Source organism: Streptomyces sulphureus DSM 40104, assembly GCF_000381025.1.
GTDB lineage: Bacteria > Actinomycetota > Actinomycetes > Streptomycetales > Streptomycetaceae > Streptomyces > Streptomyces sulphureus.
Genome location: NZ_KB905822.1, coordinates 99,521 through 119,948, shown reverse-complemented (window position 1 = coordinate 119,948; position 20,428 = coordinate 99,521). Strand labels below are relative to the sequence as shown.

Sequence of the window (20,428 nt, the reverse complement as noted above, 5' to 3'; positions counted from 1 at the left end):
TCACTGCGACTCCTTTCGCTCGTGCGGCCGGGTTCCTGCCCCGCCCGCGGAGAAGGCCCTACGGCCGGCCGGCGCCCGCGCGGTCCTCGGGTTCGGTGCCCGCTCCCTCGACGAGGCGACGGTAGCTGTCGTCCTCCCCGTGGTCGGGGTCCCTGCCCACGAGCACGCCGACCACCGTCAGCACCGCGGTGACGAGGATGTACCCGGCGAGCGGCAGCCACAGCCCGAACGACCCGAGCAGCGCAGTGAAGACGAGCGGCGCCACGGCGCCGCCGATCACGCCGGCGAGCGTGTAGGCGAGCGAGGACCCGGTGTACCGCAGCCGCGGCGTGAACTGCTCGGCGACGAACGCCGCCTGCGGCCCGTACATCGCGGAGTGGATCACCAGCGCCACGATCACACCGAGCACGAGCAGCCCCCACGAGCCGGTGTCCGCCATCGGGAAGAAGACGAACGGCCAGATGCCCGCGGCCACCGCCGCACCGAGGTAGAGCCGGCGCCGGTTGACGCGGTCGGAGAGCGCACCGGCGAGCGGAATGAGGAAGATCTGGAGCGCGGAGCCGATGAGCACGGCGGCGAGCGCCTTGCTGCGCTCCATCCCCAACTCCTCGGTCGCGTAGGTGAGGACGAAGACGGTGAACATCGCGTAGAGCACGTCGGGCGCGACCCGGGAGAACACGGCGGCGGCGAGCGGACGGCGCTGCGTCGTGAAGACCTCGCGGATCGGCGCCTCGGGACGTTCCCCGACGGCCTCCATCCCCTTGAAGACGGGCGTCTCCTCCAGCCGCAGGCGTATCCACAGTCCGAAGGCGACGAGCACGCCGGAGAGGAGGAAGGCGATCCGCCACCCGAAGGAGAGGAACTGGTCCTCGGTGAGCAGGGCACCGAGCGCTGCGAGCGCACCGTTGGCCATCAGGTTGCCCGCGGGCGGGCCGACTTGCGCCGCCGAGGCCCAGAAGCCCCGTTGCCGCGCGTTCCCGAACTCGCTCGTGAGCAGGACGGCACCGCCCCACTCGCCGCCGACGCCGACGCCCTGCGCGAACCGCAGCAGCACCAGCAGGATCGGTGCGACCGGCCCGGCGACCGCGTGCGTCGGCAGGCAGCCGATGAGGAAGGTCGCGGCACCGACGAGCACGAGCGTCGCGACGAGTACCCGCTTGCGCCCGATGACGTCGCCGAGTCGCCCGAAGACGAAGCCGCCGAGCGGGCGCGAGACGTAGCCGACCGCGTACGTCGAGAAGGCGAGGAGGGTCCCGGTGAGCGGGTCCTCGGACGGGAAGAAGAGCTTGCCGAAGACGAGCGCCGAGGCGGCCGAGTAGACCGCGAAGTCGTACCACTCCAGCGAGGTGCCGGTGAGGCTGGCGGTGAAGGCGCGCACAAGGGTTTTGCGGTCCGGTTCGGCCGGTCCAGGCGAGCCGCCCGCGGCTGCCCGGACTGGCTGGTTCTGCTCCACGGGAAGTTCCCCTAACGGTCACGAACCTGCTGTCGTACGGCAGCATACTTGCTGTATACAGGTCGTATGCGCAACCGGAGGGGCGTGAAATTTACCCCTCCGAAACCCGGCCTGATCTGGAGGAACCCATGCCGAGCCTGACCTTCACGCTCCCCGACGGCAGCCGCCGCACCGCCACGGCGGTCAGGCTCCTCAACGCCGGGTACGCGGGCCGCAGCCAGGAGGACGTCGCGGCCCACGTCGCCGAGCTCGCCGAGATCGGCGTCCCCGCGCCGACGACGACGCCCGCGCTCTACCCCGTCTCCCCCTACCTCGCGCAGCAGACCGGCACCGTGCGCGTCCAGCACGCGCGCACCTCGGGCGAGGCCGAGTGGGCGCTCGTCGTCGACGACACCGGCGACCTCCTCCTCACGGCGGCCTGCGACCACACCGACCGCGAGCTGGAGGCCCACGGGGTGGCCTGGAGCAAGAACGCGGGGCCCGACGTCCTCGCGGAGCGGGCCTGGCGCCTCGCCGACGTCGCCGAACGCATCGACGACCTCCGCCTCAGCGCGTGGGTCACCGACGCCGAAGGCGCCGAGCGGCTGCTCCAGGACGGCACGGCGGGGGAACTCCTCACGCCCGAGTACTGGTCCGAAGTGCTGCGTGACCGGGGCGAGTTGGAGCCCGGGACCGTCCTGATCTCCGGGACGATCCCGATGCTTGCCGACGTCGACCAGTTCGCCGCCGCCTGGCGCGTGCGCCTCTCGGACCCGGCGACGGGCGAGGCCATCGAACTCGCCTACGACGTCGTCACGATGCCCGAGCCCATCGGCTGACACCGGCGCACCACGGCGCGTTCGGCAGGCTTGGCCCGCGGGCGGCTGGGTAACAGCACCTCCTGCACGTGGGCCGCGCCAGGCCGTACGCCACGGAGGGAGCCGAAGTGGAGCTGCTGGGACCGCAGGGGTTCACCGCGTCGACGGGGCGCTCGCGCGGGAGAGCGCTGCGCAGGGCCGCGCGCGGGGCCGAGCGGGCGCTGGGCGACGCGCTGCTGCGCGGGGCCGCGCAGGCACGCGGACTCGGTGCGAACAGGCACGGGAGAGCCCGGCGTTGGACGCTCCCCGAGGTCGACCGGCGGCTCTTCCGCGCCGTCGCCGACCGGGACTGGCCGGGCGCCGAGGGCACGCTGCCGCGTCTCAGCCGCGCCGCCGACCGCAGCAGGCTGTGGCTGGGCGTGGCCGCCGGGATCGCCGCGAGCCGTTCGCCGCGCGGAGCGCGGAGCGCCGTGCGCGGGCTGGCCTCGATCGGGTTCGCCTCAGCCGTCGTCACCCCGCTCGGCAAGCGGTACGTGGGCAGGGCCCGGCCGGTGCTCGAAACCGTGCCGCTCGTGAGGCAGTTGAAGCGGCAGCCGTTCACCAGCTCCTTCCCCTCGGGGCATGCGGCCTCGGCCGCAGCCTTCGCCACCGGAGTGGCCCTGGAGTCTCCGCGGTGGGGCGCCGCAGTCGCGCCGCTCGCGGCGGCCGTCGCCTTCTCGCGCGTGTACACGGGCGTGCACTACCCGAGCGACGTGCTCGCCGGGGCGGCGATCGGCGTCTGCGCGGCGCTCGCCGTCCGGGGCATAGCGCCCACCCGCTCCCAACTCCCCGCGCCGGGGCGGCCGTTGGCGCAGGCCCCGGCGCTGCCCTCGGGGGCGGGGCTGGTGCTCGTGGGCAACGTCGGCTCCGGTGGACGCGCCGGAGGGCAGTCAGGGGAGCCGACCGAGCTCGGGGCCGTGCGGCAGTTGCTGCCCGAGGCGGAGATCGTCGTCTGCGACCCGTCGGAGGAGGACCTCGGCGAGGTGCTGGAGCAGGCGGCGCAACGGGCTGCCGCGCACGGCGGCGCGCTCGGTGTCCACGGCGGGGACGGCACCCTCAACGCCGCGGCCGGTGCCGCGCTGCGTGCCGGCGTTCCGCTCGCCGTCGTGCCCGGCGGTACGCGCAACCACTTCACCCAGGACCTCGGCGTCGAGACGCCGGTCGACACCTGCCGGGCCGTGCAGGCGGGCGAGGCGGTCAGCGTCGACCTCGGGCGCTTCCGGGACCTGGGGGCGGCGGGCGGCGAAGTCCCCGCGCGGGACGGGTACTTCCTCAACACCTTCAGCCTCGGCACCTACCCCGAGCTCGTCAGGGTCAGGGAGCGGTGGGCGCCCCGGCTCGGCGCGTGGCCCGCGGGGGTGCTCGCCGCCGTCCACGTCCTGCGGACCGGCAGCCCCGTCCACGCCGGGCTCGGCGGCGAATACCGCACCCTGTGGCTGCTCTTCGCCGGCAACTGCGCCTACCGCGCCGGCCTCGCACCCGTCCGCCGCCGGGACCTCACCGACGGGCAGCTCGACGTGCGCCTCGTCGACGCGGGGAACTGGCCGCGGCTGCGGCTCCTCGTCGCCGCGCTCACCAGCGCCGTCGACCGCTCCCCCGTCCACACGACGGCGCGGCTGCGGCAGTTGGTGATCAGCGACATACCCGAGGGCTCCCACCTCGCCTACGACGGCGAGGTGGCACCGGCGCCCGCGCGGCTGCTCCTCGACAAGCGCCACGAGGCCCTCACCGTCTACCGCTCGGTGCTCGACTGACGGAGTCGGGTACGGCGAGTTCGGTGCCGGGTTGGAGGCGATCCCGGCGGTCCGCAGGCAGAAGCCCCCACGGTGCGGCACCGCCCGCCCGGCCCCGCGCCGACGGCGGGCCCTCCGAACGAGCGTCCCTCCGCAACGGGCGCCAGAGCACGCGGAGTTCGGGGACGTTCCGGCGACTGGGTAAGTCACTTGCTTGACCGGTGTTGACGGAAGGGCGTTCACTGACCGCGAGCCCCGCGCCGCAACCGGTGCGTACGCCGGGCCGGCTGCGCCGTCGCTCGCCGCCTGCGAGAGAATGCCGACGTCGACTCCGCCCGCCGCGAGCGGCACGGCGGCCCCGCGCCGGAGAGGCGCAGCCCGCACCGGCCGAGCTGCCGCTTGGAACCCGCCGTAACGGAGGAAGAGTTGGAGCCCACCGAGGGACCCGTCGCCCGCGGCCCGCGCGCCGCGCACGAGGGGTGCTGACCGTGCCCGGCAGGACACACGACGCACGCGGAAGCGGCACGAGGGAGACCATCCTCACCGTCGCCGAGCGCCTCTTCGCCGAGCACGGCGTCTACGCCGTCTCCAACCGCCACATCAGCATGGCGGCCGGGCAGGGCAACAACGCAGCCGTCGGCTACCACTTCGGCACCAAGTCCGACCTCGTACGTGCCATCGTCGCCAGACACGCGAAGCCCATCGACAGCCGTCGGGACGCGATGCTCGCCGAGATCGGCGACACCTGCGAGATCCGTGACTGGGTCGCCTGCCTCGTCCGGCCGGGCGTCGACCACCTCGCCTCGCTCGGCTGCCCGACGTGGTACGGACGGTTCGCCGCGCAGGTGATGACCGACCCGCGGCTGCGCGAGATCGTGATCGACGAGACCTTCGGACCGTCCGTCCAGCACACCGTCGACGGCCTCAACCGCTGCCTGCCCGACCTTCCGCTGCCGGTGAGCATGCAGCGCAGCAGCATGGCACGCCTGCTGCTCACCCACTCGCTCGCGGAGCGCGAACGCGAACTCGCCGAGGACAGCCACGCCTCCGGGTCGAGCTGGGACGAGTACGCGACCTGGCTCACCGACGCACTCGTCGGCCTCTGGCTCGCGCCCCACACGCCGGGGGGCTGAGCGGAAAACCGGGCCGCACCGGAGGGCTCCCGCGGATACGCTCCCGTCTCCGCACCGTCGCCGCCGGGAGACCCGACCATGCCCGAACCGTCCTTCGTCCGCCTGCGCGGACGCCGCTTCGCCTACGTCGACCACGGCGGCCCGGGCCCCGTACTCCTCGCGCTCCACGGGCACTTCGGCCGGGCGACGCTCTTCGGCCCGCTCGCCGAGGCGCTACGCGGCCGCTACCGGGTCGTCGCGCTCGACCAGCGGGGGCACGGCCTCTCGGAGAACGGCGGCGACTTCGCGCCCGAGGAGTACGCGGACGACGCCGCTGCCTTCCTGTGCAGTCTGGAGAGCGCCCCGGCCGCGGTCGTCGGCCACTCCATGGGAGGCGCGGTCGCCTACTTCCTCGCAGCCCGCCACCCCGCCCTCGTCTCGGCGCTCGTCGTCGCCGACATGACGACGCGCAACCATGAGCCCGAGACCCGTCCCGTCCTCGACGTCTCAGCCTGGCCGCACCGGACCGGCTCGCGTGCCCAACTCCGCTCGGCGATCGAGGCGGACGTACCGGACGCCTCGTACTTCCTCGACAGCGCGGCCGAGTTCGACGACGGCTGGGGGCTGCTCTTCGACACCGCGGACATGATGGCCTCGCAGCGCGCCCTCGTCGGGGACTTCGGAAAGGTGTGGGCCGCCTCCCGCCAGCCGGCGCTCCTGCTGCGGGCGGGCAAGAGCTTCGTCCTCACCGGGGAGACGGCCCGCCTGATGGCCCGCGCCCGCCCGCACACCGAACTCGTCGAACTCCCCGGCTGCGGGCACTGGCTCTACGCCGACGCACCGCGGACGTTCGCGGACACCGTCGACTCCTTCCTCGATCGGGCTCTCCGCACCGGGGCTCACGAGTAGACCGATCTGCATACTCAAGCGAGCGGGCGGACCGGTCCGCCAGCCGAGAGCAGCCGCCCGAAGGAGACCATCGTGACCGGTCGGCCACGCGGAACGGCTCAGCCGCGAACATCCCCGGCTCCGAACTCGTCGTCGTCCCCGGCGCGGGGCACTTCGTCATGGAGGACGCGCCGCAGCGGGTCGCCCGCGAGATCCTCGACTTCCTGGCCGTCCCGGTGTGCTGCCGGCGCCGACTCGTGTCGACGCGTGGCCGGTTGACGCGCCTCAGAGGGCCTCGGCTGCCGCTCGGGCGACGCTCTGGTCCTGGTCGCCGGAGCCGCCGCTGACACCGACGCCGCCGACGACCGCGCCGTCGCGGTAGAGCGGCACCCCTCCGGCGAACGTCATCACGCGTCCCCGGTTGGAGACGTTGATCCCGTAGAACTGCTCGCCGGGCAGCGCGTTCCCGCCGAGTTCCCAGGTGGAGGTGTCGAAGGCCCGGGCGGTGAACGCCTTGTCGATGGCGATGTCGATGCTGCCGATCCACGCCCCGTCCATCCGCACGTGCGCGACGAGGTTGCCGCCGTGGTCGACCACGGCGATGTTGCTCGGCTGCCCGTTCTCCGACGCCTGCTTCTCGCCCGCGGCGATCACCCTGCGGGCGTCCTCCAGGGAGACGGTCTCGATACTCGTCATGGTTCTCCCTTCTGCGGGTGCCCGACCATCGTCCCCCGCCCCACGCGCTTCGGCCACGCGGAGAGGGGGCGGCCCCGGAGTGCGGCGCGACCACGGAGAAGTACCGGTCGGCTGCGGTGGGTGACACCTCGCCGGCTGTCGACCGTCCCGACGCGGACGCGAGAGCGGCCTGCGCCGGGCGGATTCGACGCGGTGAACTCTCCCGCGTAAACGTGCAGTTGACCCGACAGGCGGCGCCTTGAAAAGTCGAACCGGATTCTCCGCGCATACGAGCTGTACGAGTTCTGCTTGACGTCCGGTAAAGGGAAAGGACGGCGGCGCACTTTCAGGTGATTCCCTCCTGGCGCTCTTGCCCGGGGGACCCGCCCCGCACAATGCTTGTTCGGCACCGCGGGGCCCACGGTTGGCGAAGTGGGTCCCGAGGAGTGCGTGGATTCTCGTTCCACATTCGACTCTAGGGGAACCGTGATCTCACCACCGAAGAATGTCGCGCGCACCATGGCGATGGCGCTCGCGGCAGCGGCCGCTTTCACCATGACGGGGCCGGCCACGACCGCGTCCGCAATCAACAAGGTCACCTGCAACCCCGGCGCAGGGTACTTGAAGATCTGGTCGCACATGAACGGTCGTGACAGCGTGGACTGCTACGCGAACCGAGGAAAGACCAACTTCGGAAACTGGTGGGTCGACAAGATCTCCACCGGAAACAACGATGTGAAGTACTACGACGCCAACGGCGACGTGGTGAAGATCAACCGAGGCAAGACCATCAGCTACCCGAACCGCCCACCGAAGGTCAAGGCGATCGAAATCCTCTAGGGAATTCACGACGGTACGCGAGCGTATTCCGCTCCCCGTACCGCGAGGGATTGCCGACGGCCGCTCACTCGCCTTTCTCGCGGGTGAGCGGCCATCGACGTGCACCCGAGCAACCACCGCGGAGCCGCCCGAAATTGCGGCTCGGAACATGCACGTCGGGCGCAGACGCCGGCAGACCGCTCAGCCCCGTTCGCAACCCGTCACGCCGGTTCGACGGGGACCGGAGAGCGCACATCGCTGGTCACGATGGCTGAACCGGGGCGGCTCGCCCCGCAGTGCGCGGACGATCTCCCGCGCGTCGTCCGGACGTCCTTGGTGGAGGGCGAGTCGAGCCTGCAGGGGCGGCCGGCTCCTGCCGGGTCACCTCGATGCCGACCAGCACGACCGCGGGCTCCGCCTCCGCGAGGCGCGCTCTGCGGCCCCGGGTGACCATCGGAGGGCGTGACCGGAGGGAGAGGGAGGCGGCGGCGAGGCGCAACCGCAGCCACAACAGGAGGGGCGCCGACGAGCCGAGCAGTTCATCGGCGTGTGCGCGCTTCCGGCAGTCGGCCGGTCTCGGCCTCGCCGGAGACGAGGGTGAGCAGCGCCGTGCCGGTTTCGGACGCGGACAGTCCTGTGCCGCGTGCCACCTGGTACGCCTGCCGGGCGACGGTCAGTGCGTCGTCGGGCTCGCCCAACGAGCGCAGACCCCGGGCGAGTTGGGTGCGCACCCGGCAGCGCAGTGTGCCGTCGTTGGCGGAGGCCGGCAGCTACCCACCTGTCGGCCCGTGGCGGCAGACGCGCCCGGTGGCCGAGGGGCGTGACGGCCGATGCCGTTCGGCTTCCCGGTGGCCCGAGCGTCGCGTGTGTCCGAACTCACCGCAGCAGCAAGCGAGTTGCTCGTCGGCGCAGGCGAGAGCCACGCACGCCGTACCCGCGCGCGGCTGCGGTCCTCACGTCTCGATGAGGCTGCGGCGGGGGTGAAGTCCAGCCTTCTAAGCGACGATCGCGGATGGCTGACCCTGACGGGTTCCGAACTCGTCGGCCGAGCGGGCGGCTTCCTGAGAGGCGAGGAAGCAGTCGTCCCCCGACCGGGCTCACCGGCGGCCTGTTTTCGCAGGTCGCAGAGGGAGCCGGTAGGTGCCCGGAGCCGGACTCGAACCGGGTCCCGCTACTGCTCGAAAACCGCCTTCGACCTGCACTGATGCGCTCACCTCAGGGAATGTCGGTTCGCGCGATCCACTTATTAACCCCCGCTAGCTCACTTCGCCCCTTACAGGTCCTCGCATGGTGCGCCCTGGGCGCACCATGCGCCCGCGATGGGCGCGCAGCCGTGAGCGGGGCTGTTGGGGACAGAGACAGCACCGCGTGGCCGACGCTTCATGCGACCGCGGTTCGCTGCCGAGCGGCTGGAACCCGTCGACGCGGAACGGCCACGACGTCGGTGAGCGGGGTGATGAAGCATGCGGAGCAACCTCCCCCGTGTGACGCGCAGTGGGCACGGGCGGGAGGTCGGTCACGCTTAGCGGAGCTTGCAGTACTCGTCGTATCGGACGCTCATCGTGTCGTCGGCCCCTGGAAAGCTGCGTTGAATGAAGGTCAGGCCCGGCACCGAAGATGCCGGGCCTGATCGCGGTCTGTCAGCTTGCGGAGCATGACGACCGGCCCAGCCGGTATGGCCGAACCGTTGTCACTCTACCCATTCCGGCAGATAATCGGAATCAGTCATTCCGGTTCGAGCGTAGCGAGGGCCTCTCTCACTCCACCCCGACGCGTTCCACAAGGTGTTCGAGTCGCTCATTGAGCAGCTTCTCCGCATCCGGCGCAAGGGTAGAGAGAGCCACCATGCTGGTCACGATGACGTCGCACAGTTCCTTCTCCACGTCTGCCCACGTGTGGCTGGAGCCCTTCCTCGGGTTCGCGGCGAGCGCGCCGTGTACGGCCTCTGCGACTTCTCCGTACTCTTCGCCGATCTTGAGGACTCGGAGGAGTCGCCGGTCCTGCTCGGCTGCCGGGGCGGCCTCGTCATCGAGCCACTGGCGGAGCTTGTCGATCAAGATCCAGGTGTTCGCGTCCACGAGTCTCCTTCGGGTGTCGGGTCAGAACAGTGTGGGGGGTCGGCTCGGCCACCTCTGGCTCGGCCGCCTGCGGCTCGGTCACCGGACGTGGCACGGTCGGTGCGACGGTGAAGGTCGTGGTGAGGGCCGAGTGGTCGGTGAGCCGGTCAGAGCCGGAGCGCGGCTCATGGACGTAGGCGCATGCGGTCAGCTCCTCGGCGAGTGCCGCGGAGGCGTGCGCGTGGTCGTACCGGTAGCCGTCCCCGGTGCGACCGACCCACGAGTACTCGATGGAAGCCGGGTTCGTCAGGCGGAATGCGTCCCCGTATCCGGCCTCCGCGAACCAGCGGTAGAAGTCGTACTCGAACGGCTTGAAGAACCGGTACGCCGGAACGTGGTCGGGCTCCAGGATGTTGAAGTCGCCGATGACCAGGCGCAGCCCGTCACGGCCTTCCGGGAGGCGTTCCCGGCACTCTTCGAGGAACTGCGTCTTGCGAGCGGTCTTCTTCGGCCCGGCGTCCCGCGACGGTACGTACAGGCCGATGATCCCCAGAGGGCCACGGTCCGTCTCGACCGTCACGGCGACGGCCCGGTGTGGCAGGTACGAGACGATCGGCCAACTGTCCAACGTGGAGAGGCGGCTGACGATCATCACGCCGCGCTCGCCCCGCCGCTCCGGTCGCGGGAAGGTCACGCTGTACCCGGCTGCGGTGAACCGTTCCTCGAGGAGAGCGCACCCCGCGCTGTCCGCCGTCTCCGTCAGGACGAGGACCGCCTCCGGGCGGGCCGCGAGGTAGGCGAGTTGCCGCTCGGCTCGTTGCTGGCTCGGGTTGTTGAGGTTGAACGTCAGCACGCCGAGCGTGCGCTGGGTGGTCACAAGCTGCCCCTCACCGACGGGTCTCGGATCGCCGCGACGACTGTGCGGGCGATCTCCTCCGGTACGGCGGTGCTCGCGTCGAGCTGGAGGACCCGCACGCCGGCGGCCATGAGGAACCTAGCGGCTTCGCGGAAGTGCGCGCACTCGCGCTCCGTTCCACCGGGATCTCGTTCGTACCGGCTGTGTGCTCCACGGCTGATGAGACGCTTCTCGATCACCTCGGCCCGGGCGTTGACGATGACGGCGAGATCCGGCATGTCAGCGTGGCGGTTCAGCTCCCAAACGACGTCACGCCCGACTCCGTCGAGGACCTGGAGCACAAGGGAAGAGGCGATGTACCGGTCACAGACCACGGTCTTCCCCTGGGCGACTGCGGGCCGGACCTCGTGCTCGACATGCTGGTACCGGTCTGCGGCGATCAGGCAGGCGTACGCCATGCCGCGGTAGTCGTCGGTGCCGTGCCGGGCAAGGGTGCCGAGCTCGGTGCCGCTCGGCTCACAGGTCGCGTGTACCGGGACGCCGGCGGCGTTGAGCTCCGCGACGACGGCCGCGGCGACGGTCGACTTCCCGACACCGCCGGGACCGTCGAGCGTCACGAACATGCCCGTCACGAGACACCGACCACGGGAAGCACACGGGTCTGCTCCGGGACCACAGGGCACTGCTCAGTGTCGACGGCGCCGATCCGCTCTCCGGCGGCGACGACGGCCGCCGGGCAGCCCTTCCCGCACCGGGACGACATCGAGCACCCGCCGCAGGTGTCGTTGGCGCCGAGGTCCCAGCGGTCGCTGAAGCGTCCGTACGCGTCGAGCCGTGCCGCGACGTCGGAGCGCTCCCAGACGTTGCCGACGAGGAAGTCCGTGTCGGGATGCTGGGACACGCGAGTGCGGGCGGCGAAGACGAGGTAGGGGCAGATCGCCACGCCGCCGTCGGTGAACACGTAGATGATGGTCCCGGCCTCACAGCCCGCGAGGGGCTTGTCCTCGTTCGGGAACCTGATCAGGGCGAGGTCCAGGTCCTCGTCCGCGAACGGCATCGTCAGGTCCCGGATGTGGTTCATGTGCTCGTCGGTCTGCCGGAGCTTCTGCGAGCCGCGGGAAGCTCCCCGCCCCATCGAGCCGAGCGGGTTCATCAGCACGTACTTCGCGCCCTGTTCCTTGGCGAAGGCGCAGAGTTCGGCGTATTCCTCGTTCTCCGCCAGGTTGTTGGGCGTGCACAGCAGCCCCTGGAGGATGCCGGCCGTCGCGAACGCCTTCACGGTGTCCACGGTCTCCTGGAAGCCCTCCCGTCGGCCGCGGAAGACGCCGTGCGAGTCCGGCGAGAACCCGTCCAGGCTGACGTTCATGTGGGCGTCGAGTTCGGCAAGCCGCTCGATCTGGTGCGGCGTCGGCATCGTCGCGTTCGTGCACACGCCGACCCCCATCCCGGCTTCCCGGAAGAGGCTGACGATCTGGATCAAGTCGGCGTGCATGAAGGGCTCGCCGCCAGTGAGGGTGACCCGGGTGACGCGGGCCTCGGCGAGCTGCGGGATGAGCCGGTCACGGACCGCGTCGAGCGGCATGTACGCGCCGCGTTTCGTCGCCGAGACGAAGCAGTGCTTGCACGTCTCGTTACACGGCTCGCAGATCTGGATGAGCGCCTTCCTGTACGGGTGGTCCACCGTCGTACGGAAGTAACAGGAGGCGGCCTGTTCCTCGGTGATGATCGGACGTGCGGTCATAGCGACCTCCACGAATCGGGTTGGTCCAGCCGGCCGTTGTCGGGGCGGGGCTCAGTGAGCTGGTGCGGTGTCCTGTGCGGCGAGTTCCTCCTGGACGCGCGCCTCGATGCGTCTGACGCAGGGATCGCAGGCGTAGAACGGGGCGGTCCCGGCATCGGTCTGCACCGGCCCGAGCCACAGCACGGGAACGCCGGCTCGATCGCACCGCCAGCACTCGCCGCCCTCGATCCATTGCCGCTGCATGCGTCCTCCGCTTCGGGGCTCGGTGTCCGCCCGTCCGGGGCGAGCGGTGGTTCTACGCCTTGCCTTCTCTGCGGAGGCGGGCGAGGTGAGCAGCGGCCAACTCAGCGGCAAGCTGCGCCTTCTCATCGGTGGGGTCGTCCTTGGCCGCGGCGGTGGCGCGGCCGAGAGCGCCCACGGTGTCCACGGCCTCGTCGCTGGGGTCGGGTGGCGACTCGTTGCTCATGCGGTCTCCTGTGTGTGCATGGTGGTGGGCTACTGCGGCAGGGTGATGCCGGCGCCGGTGAGCTGGTCGCGGTCCTGCGGCGTCATCGCCTCCGGCACGGCGGCGTACCGGCGGGCTGCCTCCTCGAACTCCCCGCGGGCGATCTCGTGTTGGCCGGCTTCCAGAGCGGTTCGTCCGCGCAGCAGGCGCACCCGGGCCCACCACGCCGTGCTGCCGGCCGCGGTGAACTCCCGCTCGGCATGGTCGTAGAGCTCGGCGGCTTCGCGGAGGCGTCCGCCGCCGCGTGCGGCCGTCGCCGCGGCGAGGTAGGCGAGCGCGCGCCCGTGATCGTGTGTGTCGCCTGCCTCCTCCAGGGCGTCGGCGGCCTCCCGCAGGTACCGCACCGCCGCGGCAGGGTTGCCGAGCGCCTCCTCGACGCGGCCAAGGTTGACGAGGGTCAGCCCCACCTGCCTGCGGAAGGTTCGCACTTCGCCAGCGCCGGCACCCTGGTGCCGCTCGACGTGCGCGCGAGCCTGCTCGACCAGATCGGTACGCAGCGCGAGGGCCTGCTCAAGATGGGGCCGCGCCTCAAGCGGCCTGCCGGAGTCGAGCAGAATGCTGCCGTGTTGGTTGGTTGCCTGCGCCTCCGCACGCGGATCTTCGTCCTTGCGGGCGGACGCCAGCGCCCGCCCGGAGGCGGTAAGGGCCTGCTCGTAGTCGCCCTGGTTGCGCAGGATCACGGCGAGGCTGGTGAGCATCTCCCGTTCCCCGACGCGTGCACCGTCGCGCTGAGCCGCGAGCACGGCGTCCTCGTGCGCCTGGCGGGCGAGGGTGAGGGGGCGGGCGAGGTGCCAGTGCGGCCAGAACGCGTGCGTGGCCTGCCAGACCCAATGCCACCAGCCGCGATGGTCCGCGTGCTCGATGAGGACTTGGAGGTCACCGGTCGAGGCGGCGAGCCACTTTCTCGCCTGGGCCGCGGTATCGAAGTCGGCGGTGTCCGCGGCGGGCCAGTGCTCGATGGTGCGGGCGGTGCGGCGGTGCCACGGGGAGAGCACCTGCTCGGCCGCCGACGCTCGCAGCAGGAAGTGGTCGGCGATGCGCCGGATAACCTCTTCGTGTTGCGCGGCGGGCAGGTCGGTGCTGATGCGTGCGGCCTGGTCGCGGTCGGCGACCTCGACGTACGTGCCGACCTCGTCCACGGCGAGCACGAGGTGTCCCTCGGCGGCAGCTTGGCCGAGTGCACCATGGGTGCGGGCGCGGTCCCAGCCGCCGGCTCCGGCCGCGATGCTCTCCAGCCTCGGACGCGGCATCGGACAGGCGGCGACGGTGCGGTAGACGTGTGCCGCGTCGTCGCCCGGATCGGTATCGGTATCGGACATAGGTCCCCCCTCGTCAGGTGTGGTGTGGTGCTCCGCCGCGTCGATGTCTCCGAGGCCGACGCGGCGGAGCCATCCCGGAAGCGCGGGCTGCCGGGAGTTCAGGGGTGATGGAGCAGCCCCCCGCTGGGCCCCATCGTCCTTACTGCGTCTCTGGGTCCTCCACCGCGCGCAGGCCCGACCTCACCACCCGCTCGGGCGGCTTGACGCGCCGCGTGAGGTCCTCGGTGTCCGCCTGGACGCGCAGGTAGTGGGTGTGTCCGGTCTCCCGGTGGTGACGGTCGCGCCAAGCATCCGCCCGTGCCTTCGAGGGCAGGGCGTTGGCCTCCGCCTCACACTCGCGGCCGCCGGTCCGGGTGGTGCAGACGACGTCCCACAGCGTCCGGGTGATCACCGGGCCTCCCGCCGACGAGGGCGAAGAGCGGTCAGGACCTCGCGGTCTTCAGCACGGCGTACCGATGCCGGAGTGGTGCTCCACGCCGGCCCGGCGCCTTCCGGCAAGGGGCGCAGTCGAATCTCGTGCGGCCGCACCTCCTCCACCACACCGAGACGCCCGGTGAGACCGTCGACCACCGAATCACCCCGCCTCACCGGGCAGCCCTCGTCGTCATCCGGCGTACCAAGTAGGCGACTTCGCGGTGCAGCGCGTCGACGCCCTGCTCGAACGTCGCGCGCTCGGCGCCGGTCGCGGGCCGTAGACGATCGGGACGGGTCGGCCACTCGTAGCCGATCGCCGTGATCAGCGCGTACCGGCCGTCGTCCGCGACGCGCTGCATGCGTCCGACCCACGGCGGCCCGGGCGGCGACACCACCGCCGTGGACCCGTCCACGTGCAGGTCCCCCACGGCCGGGGGCCGCGCGCTCACGAGACCGCTCCGCCCGAGAGGGGCAGGCGCGTACGGACCAGGAGTGCGCCCGTCACCGCATCAACCCCGGCTGCCGCGAAGCCTTGCTCAACCCGAATATGCGCCGCTGTAAATGGAGTTTGCGCGTCCATGCTCCGCAACGTAGATGTGCGCAAACTGCGTCCGCTATGAATGTGCAGACTTGTGCAAAGCATTCGTCCTTACCAGCATCGGGCGATGAGGGGCTCTTGACCACACATCCGAGGCATAGCGAGGGTGATGCAAACACCTGCACACGCAGACCACAGGAGACGACCATGGCCCTACTGTTCATTGGTATCGACCCCGATACCGAGCAGGGCGACAGCCCCACCGTCTGGGCAGACACCGACCGGGGAGAACTACTCATCCAAGGGTGGACAGCAACGCCGGAGGACGAGGAGCGGTGCTACCAGGCCGGCACCGCCCCCGGACACGAGTCCGGCGTCCCCGCCCACGAGACGCTCGTCCGTATCCCCGCCCGTATGTCGACAATCCTCAGGGAGGCATGTGATGCCCTCGAACGTCCCGCCGATCACTGATCTTTTGGACGCTGCGCAGGCCACCGCCGTCCACCTGGAGATGCGGGACGTCTACGCTGTATCGAAAGAGAACCCGCACGTCGCACTTTGGCGGGAAACTGGCGAGCGGCCGAACGATCCGGACTCCGAGTACTGGAAGCCCTGGTCCGAGATCATGCGCCGCACGACTGCGCGCGGAGTCCAGGTGCGTAGGGCTCGGATCGTCTCCCTCCCCGCGAGCCAGTACATCCGGTACGAGCACGCGGGTACACCGGTCAACCTAGCCGTAGGTGAAGACGTTCGGTGGCTGGCGCGTGACACCGCGGACGGGATCGCTCTGCCAGCGAACGACTTCTGGCTCTTCGACGGCCAGTTGGTGCGCTACGGCTACTTCGACGGGGACGGCGAACTCGTCGGGCACAGCCTGTCCGAGGAGCATGAGGAGGCGGAGCTTTGCGCACATGCCTTTGAGAAGGTATGGGAGAGGGCTTCCCCTCACAACGAGTTCGCCATCTCCTGACGACCTGACCTGGCCAGCCCATGCCCATCTCTCGTACGTCCGCCGCTCACGAGGCGCGGATGGCCATCGGCCAGCGGCTCCGAGCTCTCCGGAAGAACGCCGGGCTTACGGTCATTGAGCTGGCCAGGCAGTGCGGATGGCACCACGCCAAGACCTCCCGCATCGAGAACGCCCACACCTCCCCCACCCCCCGGGACATCCGGTCGTGGTGCACGGCGTGCGGCGCCGATGACCAGATCGAAGACTTGATCGAGGCGTCGCACAACGCAGAAACGATGTACACGGAGTGGCGTCGGAAGATGCGCACCGGCCTGCGCCAACTCCAAGTCAGCTACGGACAGCTCTTCCACAACACCGCGCTGTTCCGCGTGTACTCCTCCCGGATCGTCCCCGGCATGCTTCAGACCGAGGGCTACGCGGCGGCCTTGCTCCGCGGAATCGCGGCCTTCCACGGAATCCCGGACGATGCCGACGACGCTGCCGTTGCTCGCGTCAACCGCTCTCGGATCATCCACGAGCCGGGGCGTCGCTTCGTGCTGTTGGTAGAAGAGGCGGCACTGCACTACCGGGTCGGCACCGCCGACGACATGGCAGCCCAGCTCGGCGGCCTGCTCACTGCGGGAGCCCTGCCAGCGGTGTCTCTCGGCGTCATCCCAGCGAATCTCCCCGACCGGGGCATCCGGCCCTTGGAGGCGTTCCACGTCTACGACGACACGCTAGTGGCCGTGGAGCTGCTGACTGCGCGCGTCACCGTCACGCAGCCGTCCGAAGTGGCGCAGTACCTCAAGGCGTTCGAATGGCTGCGGGAGCAAGCGGTGTACGGGGTGGATGCGAGAACGTTGATCGTCAAAGCCATTGAGGCACTTAGGTGATTGGGCTTCCCCTCTCTGGGGGCCGTTGAACAGCAGCATTTGCGCGCCCACCAGGACAGCGGGGCGGAAGGGCGGCCCTCCAGAGGCGGATCAACGCAGCAGAGCGAGCACTCCTGTGACCGCCCCAGCAACTCCGGTGAGAGCACCGACCGTTGGCAGCGGCCACCGCGCCCCTTCTAGCGCTCGTAGCCGCTCCTCGTGATCAGACAGAGTCGCCGCCGCCCCGGCGCCCTGCTCCCGCAGCGAATCGAGCTTCGCGTCGATACGAGCGACGGCTTCGCCCAGGCGGCGCAACTCGGAGTACATCTGCCCCGATGAGATGTAGACGCCACCCTCGTCCTCACCCACCGCTGGCGCCCTCAGCCCACGCGCGCAGCGCAGCGCGGTCGGCGAACAGCCCGAGATTCGTGTCGACGGGGGTGTCGGTGTACTGGTGGAACCGCCATGGCGCCTCAATGTTGGGGCGGCCGGGGGTGATGCCGTACTCCGCGATCCACAGGCCGTCTCCTGCGAACGAGGTGGTGTCCCGGTTCAGCCAGTAGTCCCGGTTGCAGTAGAGCAGCACTCGATGTGCTGGAGCGCGGCCCTGCACGTACGTGATCCACGCGTCCTTCTCCGCATTGGACACCTCAGAGTCTTCCCAGTCGAGGATCAGGATGTCCCCGGCGACGAGGTTGATCTTCGAGAGGAAGTAGTCAGCCTGCCCGTTCATCCGGCCGGGCCGTACGAAGTGGTAGAAGCCGGTGACGAGTCCGGCGCTGCGAGCGGTCTTCCGCTGCCCGACCCACTTCGGATTGGTATATGACACCCCCTCCGTGATCTTAATGAAGCTGAAGTCGAGACCCGTCGTGTCGTACCGTTCCGCCTGATAGGAGGAGACGTCAATTCCTTTCACCGGCACCGGCGTTACTCCCTTACGTCAGGTGTGGATGGCCAACTTGAACTGCGCGTGCACGAGGTTCACTGGTCCTGGGGCATCGTGTGCGACGCGCAGCGCGAGCGGCACCTCCGGATGCACGAAAAGCTCGTGATGCGAGGTGAAGCACTGCATTCCCGGCGACGGCGGTCGGTGCGAAGTCGCGGTCGTGTCAACCGGATTGTCGGTGAAGCCGAGTGGGTCGCGCACGAGCTGATCCCGCAGTTCCCGGTACCCGCCAGCCTCCCAGTGGATCATGGCGGTGAGGACGCCCCACCCGTCGGCAGCGGGCCAGATCAGCCCGGAGCGGTCGTCGAAGTCCCACGCGTCGACGCGCACGCCGTCCGGCTGCGACTGCTGATGCATCGCCTGCCCGTCGTAGGACTCCGCCGCGCCGAACGGAAATCGCACCACGTGGTACTGGCCGTCGCTTGGGACAAGTTGAGGCGCGGAGCGGATGAGGGAGCAAACCGGCAGCGTCATGACGCTGCCTCGTCTTCCGGGTCGCCACGCCACCCGGAGATGCGTCGGGCGGGCCCTTCGGGCAACCCGGCGGCAATCAACGCCTCGTACGCCTCGCGCTGTTCGGTGGTCGCGGCCTCTGCTGCATCTTCCGCTCGTCGGGCCGCGGCTGCGGCGCGACGAGCGGCTTCCTGCGTGTACTCCTCGGCGCTGAGCTCGCTCGCGCCGTCGGGCAGGGGGATCGACACCTTGTCGCCGTGGGACTGTTCGATGGTGCGGGTGCCAAGCGCGCCGTCGGACCGCCTGTAGTAGATCGTCTTCTTCATCATGTTCTTCCTGGTCAGAGCACGAATACGAAGGCGCGCATGAACGACTGGACGCGGTTGTAGGTGGCGCCGCCCGTGCCGCGGCCCATGACGATCTGGAGCGGCTCTTCCAAAGTTTCGCCAGCCGGGATGGTGCGGTTGTAGGTCTTCGTTACCTGCCCGTGTACGTCGTTCGCCGCGCCGCTGCCGGTGTTGGCGAAGTACTGCATCTCGTCGGTGAGGATGCCGCCGGCCGCTCCCGAGCCGGCCGGCAGGTTGAAGTCAATGTCGACTTCGACCTCACACACGACGAACGCCTCCCGGCACGGGTCGGGGTTTTCGATCGTGAGCGTGCGGGTCTCGATCGGCTCGTTGTAGTCCCCTGGGACGTCCACGTCGTCGTACGTGACGTTCTGCGAATCCTGCACGTACGTCGCCAACGACCGTGGCTCACCGCGCAGTTGACCCGTAGCGTCGACGTAGACCTGTCCACCGGCCTCATCGACGGTGCACCCCTCATAGGGCCACGAGGACACGTTCGCCTCGATCGGCGCGCCGTCTCGACCGTCGCCGGTCAGTCCGGCGCCGGTCTCGACTGCGCCCGCATCCTCTCCCGCTGAGATCACATAGGGACTGGACGGGGAGCCGTTGCCCTCCACCGTCACGCGGTCGCCGGCGACGACGGCACATGAGCAGCGGTCACTGCCACCGCATCCGCACCGAGCCATCACTTCTCCCTGCCATGGGGTGATAGCCCGGCCCACAACCAGCGGCGGTCACGAGTCTACCGACCGGTCAGCCATACAGCTGGATGATGACGACCCCGCCGCCGCCCTCATGCCCAGGCTGTGAATCGGCAGCGCTGAACGATCCGCCTGCCCCAGCGCCGAAGCCGCGCGGTGCAGACCCGGGGCCGTCTGTGGTGCGGGGATATCCGCCGTGACCGAGCATCGATTCCCCGCCAGCACCGGATAGTCCCTGGGTAGCCGTCAACCGAATCGAGCCGTGGCCGGCTCCGCCGCCGGAGACGAAGTCGCCTGAGCCCGCGAACGGCGCGGCGACGCCTTGAGCAGTGACCGCTGACGTGCCGGAGGTCTGGTTCGCAGTGCCGCCGGAACCGCCCTCGGCGATCACTAGACCGCCGAAGCTGCTGTTCCCGCCAGCGCCTCCGGGGGCGTTTCCGCCTCCGGGCGAGCCGCCGACGCCGACGACCACGGACTCGACAGTGCCCAGATCAGCGGCGTCGATGACAGATTCGGAGTAGCCGCCGCCGGCCCCGCCGGGTCGGGTGATGCATTCGTTGTTCGCGGCGTTCGCACCTGCGGAACCGCCGCCGCCAGCCTGTACGCGCACGCGAATGCGGGCAAGCCAGGGATAGTCGCCCTTGCGGAACTGGAACGTGCCGGGCTCCTTGAAGTACAGGATCTCGCGCATCCCTTGGACGCCGGGCTTGATCGTGAGTTCGCCGTCGTCGGTGACCTCGAAGTAGTTGCCGTCGGCGCAGACGCTCGCCATGGGTTGGGGTCCTCCACTTGGACAGGGAGCGTTCGGCCCACAACCAGCAACGCGACCGGCTCAGGCTACCGAGTTGGGCATGTGTCAGGCGGGGCTTCGGGTGAAAGCCAGGCGACCAGGTGCACGCCGACGCCTGCCCCGGCCGCCTTCCCGCCAGGCCGCCACACACGAACCGTCACGCGGTCGCTCGCGGCCTCCTCGACCGTGACGATCCGCGGCCCGCCGGCGGCTGGCGTCCCCATGACCACCGGCACGGCCGGGAGCGGAGGGGTCAAGAGCCACGTAGCTCGGCCCGTGTTGTCGGTGACCACCAATCCCACCCTCGGCTTCTCGGCCGCCGACAACGTCGCCGAGGTGCCAGCCGGGCCGGCCGGCCCGGCCGGACCCGCCGGCCCGCGACGCGGCCGGTGCCGCCGGCCCTCCAGCGCCCGCGACCGGCGGT

General features: G+C 70.3%; 25 protein-coding genes. 8 read left to right on the top strand and 17 right to left on the bottom strand.

What is annotated here, in order from left to right:
- Positions 1 to 58: 58 nt before the first annotated feature.
- Positions 59 to 1,378, bottom strand: a complete 1,320-nt coding sequence (locus tag F603_RS0124905; protein ID WP_019548660.1) for an MFS transporter — start codon at positions 1,376 to 1,378, stop codon at positions 59 to 61.
- A 203-nt stretch (positions 1,379 to 1,581) separates the two neighbouring features.
- Between F603_RS0124905 and F603_RS0124900 the strand changes: the two genes are divergently transcribed.
- The 4 genes from F603_RS0124900 (at position 1,582) to F603_RS0124885 (ending at position 6,043) form a co-directional block, all read left to right on the top strand.
- Positions 1,582 to 2,271: a DUF2848 domain-containing protein gene (locus tag F603_RS0124900; RefSeq protein WP_019548659.1), complete on the top strand. Its 690-nt coding sequence runs from the start codon at positions 1,582 to 1,584 to the stop codon at positions 2,269 to 2,271.
- A 107-nt stretch (positions 2,272 to 2,378) separates the two neighbouring features.
- Entirely contained in the window at positions 2,379 to 4,043 is a 1,665-nt protein-coding gene (locus F603_RS0124895; RefSeq protein ID WP_019548658.1) for a bifunctional phosphatase PAP2/diacylglycerol kinase family protein, read from the top strand.
- 458 nt (positions 4,044 to 4,501) lie between these two features.
- Positions 4,502 to 5,155: a TetR/AcrR family transcriptional regulator gene (locus F603_RS0124890; RefSeq protein ID WP_019548657.1), complete on the top strand. Its 654-nt coding sequence runs from the start codon at positions 4,502 to 4,504 to the stop codon at positions 5,153 to 5,155.
- Positions 5,156 to 5,233: 78 nt separating this feature from the next.
- Entirely contained in the window at positions 5,234 to 6,043 is an 810-nt protein-coding gene (locus F603_RS0124885) for an alpha/beta fold hydrolase (protein WP_019548656.1), read from the top strand.
- Between the two features lie 264 nt (positions 6,044 to 6,307).
- On the opposite strand, the gene F603_RS0124880 is transcribed toward F603_RS0124885, so the two are convergent.
- Positions 6,308 to 6,718, bottom strand: coding sequence for a GlcG/HbpS family heme-binding protein (locus tag F603_RS0124880; protein ID WP_019548655.1), 411 nt, complete (start codon positions 6,716 to 6,718; stop codon positions 6,308 to 6,310).
- Positions 6,719 to 7,222: 504 nt separating this feature from the next.
- Here F603_RS0124880 and F603_RS0124875 point away from each other — a divergent pair.
- A complete protein-coding gene (locus F603_RS0124875) occupies positions 7,223 to 7,537 on the top strand; it encodes a beta/gamma crystallin domain-containing protein (RefSeq protein WP_211231122.1) in 315 nt (104 codons plus the stop codon).
- Between the two features lie 518 nt (positions 7,538 to 8,055).
- Here the strand turns inward: F603_RS0124875 and F603_RS0124870 are convergent.
- The 10 genes from F603_RS0124870 to F603_RS0124825 form a co-directional block, all read right to left on the bottom strand.
- A complete protein-coding gene (locus F603_RS0124870) occupies positions 8,056 to 8,247 on the bottom strand; it encodes a hypothetical protein (protein WP_019548653.1) in 192 nt (63 codons plus the stop codon).
- Between the two features lie 1,026 nt (positions 8,248 to 9,273).
- A complete protein-coding gene (locus tag F603_RS0124865; protein ID WP_019548652.1) occupies positions 9,274 to 9,594 on the bottom strand; it encodes a MazG-like family protein in 321 nt (106 codons plus the stop codon).
- Positions 9,542 to 10,450, bottom strand: coding sequence for an exonuclease/endonuclease/phosphatase family protein (locus tag F603_RS0124860; protein WP_019548651.1), 909 nt, complete (start codon positions 10,448 to 10,450; stop codon positions 9,542 to 9,544). Before F603_RS0124860 ends, F603_RS0124865 begins: the two co-directional genes overlap by 53 nt.
- Entirely contained in the window at positions 10,447 to 11,052 is a 606-nt protein-coding gene (tmk, locus tag F603_RS0124855) for a dTMP kinase (RefSeq protein ID WP_037956975.1), read from the bottom strand. Before tmk ends, F603_RS0124860 begins: the two co-directional genes overlap by 4 nt.
- A 5-nt stretch (positions 11,053 to 11,057) precedes the next feature.
- Positions 11,058 to 12,170, bottom strand: a complete 1,113-nt coding sequence (locus F603_RS0124850; protein ID WP_019548649.1) for a radical SAM protein — start codon at positions 12,168 to 12,170, stop codon at positions 11,058 to 11,060.
- Between the two features lie 51 nt (positions 12,171 to 12,221).
- On the bottom strand, positions 12,222 to 12,413 hold the full coding sequence (locus F603_RS0124845; RefSeq protein WP_019548648.1) for a hypothetical protein: 192 nt from the start codon (positions 12,411 to 12,413) through the stop codon (positions 12,222 to 12,224).
- A 52-nt stretch (positions 12,414 to 12,465) separates the two neighbouring features.
- Positions 12,466 to 12,636, bottom strand: coding sequence for a hypothetical protein (locus F603_RS35230; RefSeq protein ID WP_019548647.1), 171 nt, complete (start codon positions 12,634 to 12,636; stop codon positions 12,466 to 12,468).
- Positions 12,637 to 12,665: 29 nt separating this feature from the next.
- Positions 12,666 to 13,994, bottom strand: a complete 1,329-nt coding sequence (locus tag F603_RS0124835; RefSeq protein WP_019548646.1) for a tetratricopeptide repeat protein — start codon at positions 13,992 to 13,994, stop codon at positions 12,666 to 12,668.
- A 139-nt stretch (positions 13,995 to 14,133) separates the two neighbouring features.
- On the bottom strand, positions 14,134 to 14,385 hold the full coding sequence (locus F603_RS0124830; RefSeq protein WP_019548645.1) for a hypothetical protein: 252 nt from the start codon (positions 14,383 to 14,385) through the stop codon (positions 14,134 to 14,136).
- A 193-nt stretch (positions 14,386 to 14,578) separates the two neighbouring features.
- Positions 14,579 to 14,857, bottom strand: coding sequence for a hypothetical protein (locus F603_RS0124825; protein ID WP_019548644.1), 279 nt, complete (start codon positions 14,855 to 14,857; stop codon positions 14,579 to 14,581).
- Positions 14,858 to 15,153: 296 nt separating this feature from the next.
- Between F603_RS0124825 and F603_RS0124820 the strand changes: the two genes are divergently transcribed.
- From F603_RS0124820 to F603_RS0124810, 3 genes are read left to right on the top strand one after another with little or no spacing between them, the layout of a single operon-like run.
- Complete coding sequence (locus tag F603_RS0124820) at positions 15,154 to 15,417, top strand: hypothetical protein (RefSeq protein WP_019548643.1); 264 nt, start codon at positions 15,154 to 15,156, stop codon at positions 15,415 to 15,417.
- Positions 15,389 to 15,916, top strand: a complete 528-nt coding sequence (locus F603_RS0124815; protein WP_019548642.1) for a DUF6879 family protein — start codon at positions 15,389 to 15,391, stop codon at positions 15,914 to 15,916. Before F603_RS0124820 ends, F603_RS0124815 begins: the two co-directional genes overlap by 29 nt.
- 20 nt (positions 15,917 to 15,936) lie before the next feature.
- Positions 15,937 to 16,788, top strand: coding sequence for a helix-turn-helix domain-containing protein (locus tag F603_RS0124810; RefSeq protein WP_026328693.1), 852 nt, complete (start codon positions 15,937 to 15,939; stop codon positions 16,786 to 16,788).
- Between the two features lie 340 nt (positions 16,789 to 17,128).
- On the opposite strand, the gene F603_RS0124800 is transcribed toward F603_RS0124810, so the two are convergent.
- The 5 genes from F603_RS0124800 to F603_RS0124780 all read right to left on the bottom strand — a co-directional run bounded on the left by F603_RS0124800 (position 17,129) and on the right by F603_RS0124780 (position 19,986).
- Positions 17,129 to 17,683, bottom strand: a complete 555-nt coding sequence (locus F603_RS0124800) for a GH25 family lysozyme (RefSeq protein WP_037956970.1) — start codon at positions 17,681 to 17,683, stop codon at positions 17,129 to 17,131.
- 24 nt (positions 17,684 to 17,707) lie between these two features.
- On the bottom strand, positions 17,708 to 18,187 hold the full coding sequence (locus F603_RS0124795; protein WP_019548638.1) for a hypothetical protein: 480 nt from the start codon (positions 18,185 to 18,187) through the stop codon (positions 17,708 to 17,710).
- Positions 18,184 to 18,495 (bottom strand): hypothetical protein, encoded by a 312-nt coding sequence (locus tag F603_RS0124790; RefSeq protein ID WP_019548637.1) that lies wholly within the window; start codon positions 18,493 to 18,495, stop codon positions 18,184 to 18,186. The genes F603_RS0124795 and F603_RS0124790 overlap by 4 nt, the downstream gene beginning before the upstream one ends.
- A gap of 11 nt (positions 18,496 to 18,506) precedes the next feature.
- The gene (locus tag F603_RS0124785; RefSeq protein ID WP_019548636.1) at positions 18,507 to 19,097 is read right to left on the bottom strand and encodes a hypothetical protein; all 591 of its coding nucleotides are present in this window, start codon (positions 19,095 to 19,097) and stop codon (positions 18,507 to 18,509) included.
- 169 nt (positions 19,098 to 19,266) lie between these two features.
- On the bottom strand, positions 19,267 to 19,986 hold the full coding sequence (locus F603_RS0124780) for a hypothetical protein (RefSeq protein WP_019548635.1): 720 nt from the start codon (positions 19,984 to 19,986) through the stop codon (positions 19,267 to 19,269).
- Positions 19,987 to 20,428 lie beyond the last annotated feature (442 nt).

Coding starts and splice junctions, on each gene's coding strand:
- F603_RS0124780 (WP_019548635.1), bottom strand. CDS start 19,986: ATGGCGAGCGTCTGCGCCGACGGCAACTACTTCGAGGTCACCGACGAC.
- F603_RS0124900 (WP_019548659.1), top strand. CDS start 1,582: ATGCCGAGCCTGACCTTCACGCTCCCCGACGGCAGCCGCCGCACCGCC.
- tmk (WP_037956975.1), bottom strand. CDS start 11,052: ATGTTCGTGACGCTCGACGGTCCCGGCGGTGTCGGGAAGTCGACCGTC.
- F603_RS0124820 (WP_019548643.1), top strand. CDS start 15,154: ATGGCCCTACTGTTCATTGGTATCGACCCCGATACCGAGCAGGGCGAC.
- F603_RS0124880 (WP_019548655.1), bottom strand. CDS start 6,718: ATGACGAGTATCGAGACCGTCTCCCTGGAGGACGCCCGCAGGGTGATC.
- F603_RS0124845 (WP_019548648.1), bottom strand. CDS start 12,413: ATGCAGCGGCAATGGATCGAGGGCGGCGAGTGCTGGCGGTGCGATCGA.
- F603_RS0124850 (WP_019548649.1), bottom strand. CDS start 12,170: ATGACCGCACGTCCGATCATCACCGAGGAACAGGCCGCCTCCTGTTAC.
- F603_RS0124815 (WP_019548642.1), top strand. CDS start 15,389: ATGCCCTCGAACGTCCCGCCGATCACTGATCTTTTGGACGCTGCGCAG.
- F603_RS0124875 (WP_211231122.1), top strand. CDS start 7,223: ATGGCGCTCGCGGCAGCGGCCGCTTTCACCATGACGGGGCCGGCCACG.
- F603_RS0124810 (WP_026328693.1), top strand. CDS start 15,937: ATGCCCATCTCTCGTACGTCCGCCGCTCACGAGGCGCGGATGGCCATC.
- F603_RS0124885 (WP_019548656.1), top strand. CDS start 5,234: ATGCCCGAACCGTCCTTCGTCCGCCTGCGCGGACGCCGCTTCGCCTAC.
- F603_RS0124835 (WP_019548646.1), bottom strand. CDS start 13,994: ATGTCCGATACCGATACCGATCCGGGCGACGACGCGGCACACGTCTAC.
- F603_RS0124790 (WP_019548637.1), bottom strand. CDS start 18,495: ATGATGAAGAAGACGATCTACTACAGGCGGTCCGACGGCGCGCTTGGC.
- F603_RS35230 (WP_019548647.1), bottom strand. CDS start 12,636: ATGAGCAACGAGTCGCCACCCGACCCCAGCGACGAGGCCGTGGACACC.
- F603_RS0124795 (WP_019548638.1), bottom strand. CDS start 18,187: ATGACGCTGCCGGTTTGCTCCCTCATCCGCTCCGCGCCTCAACTTGTC.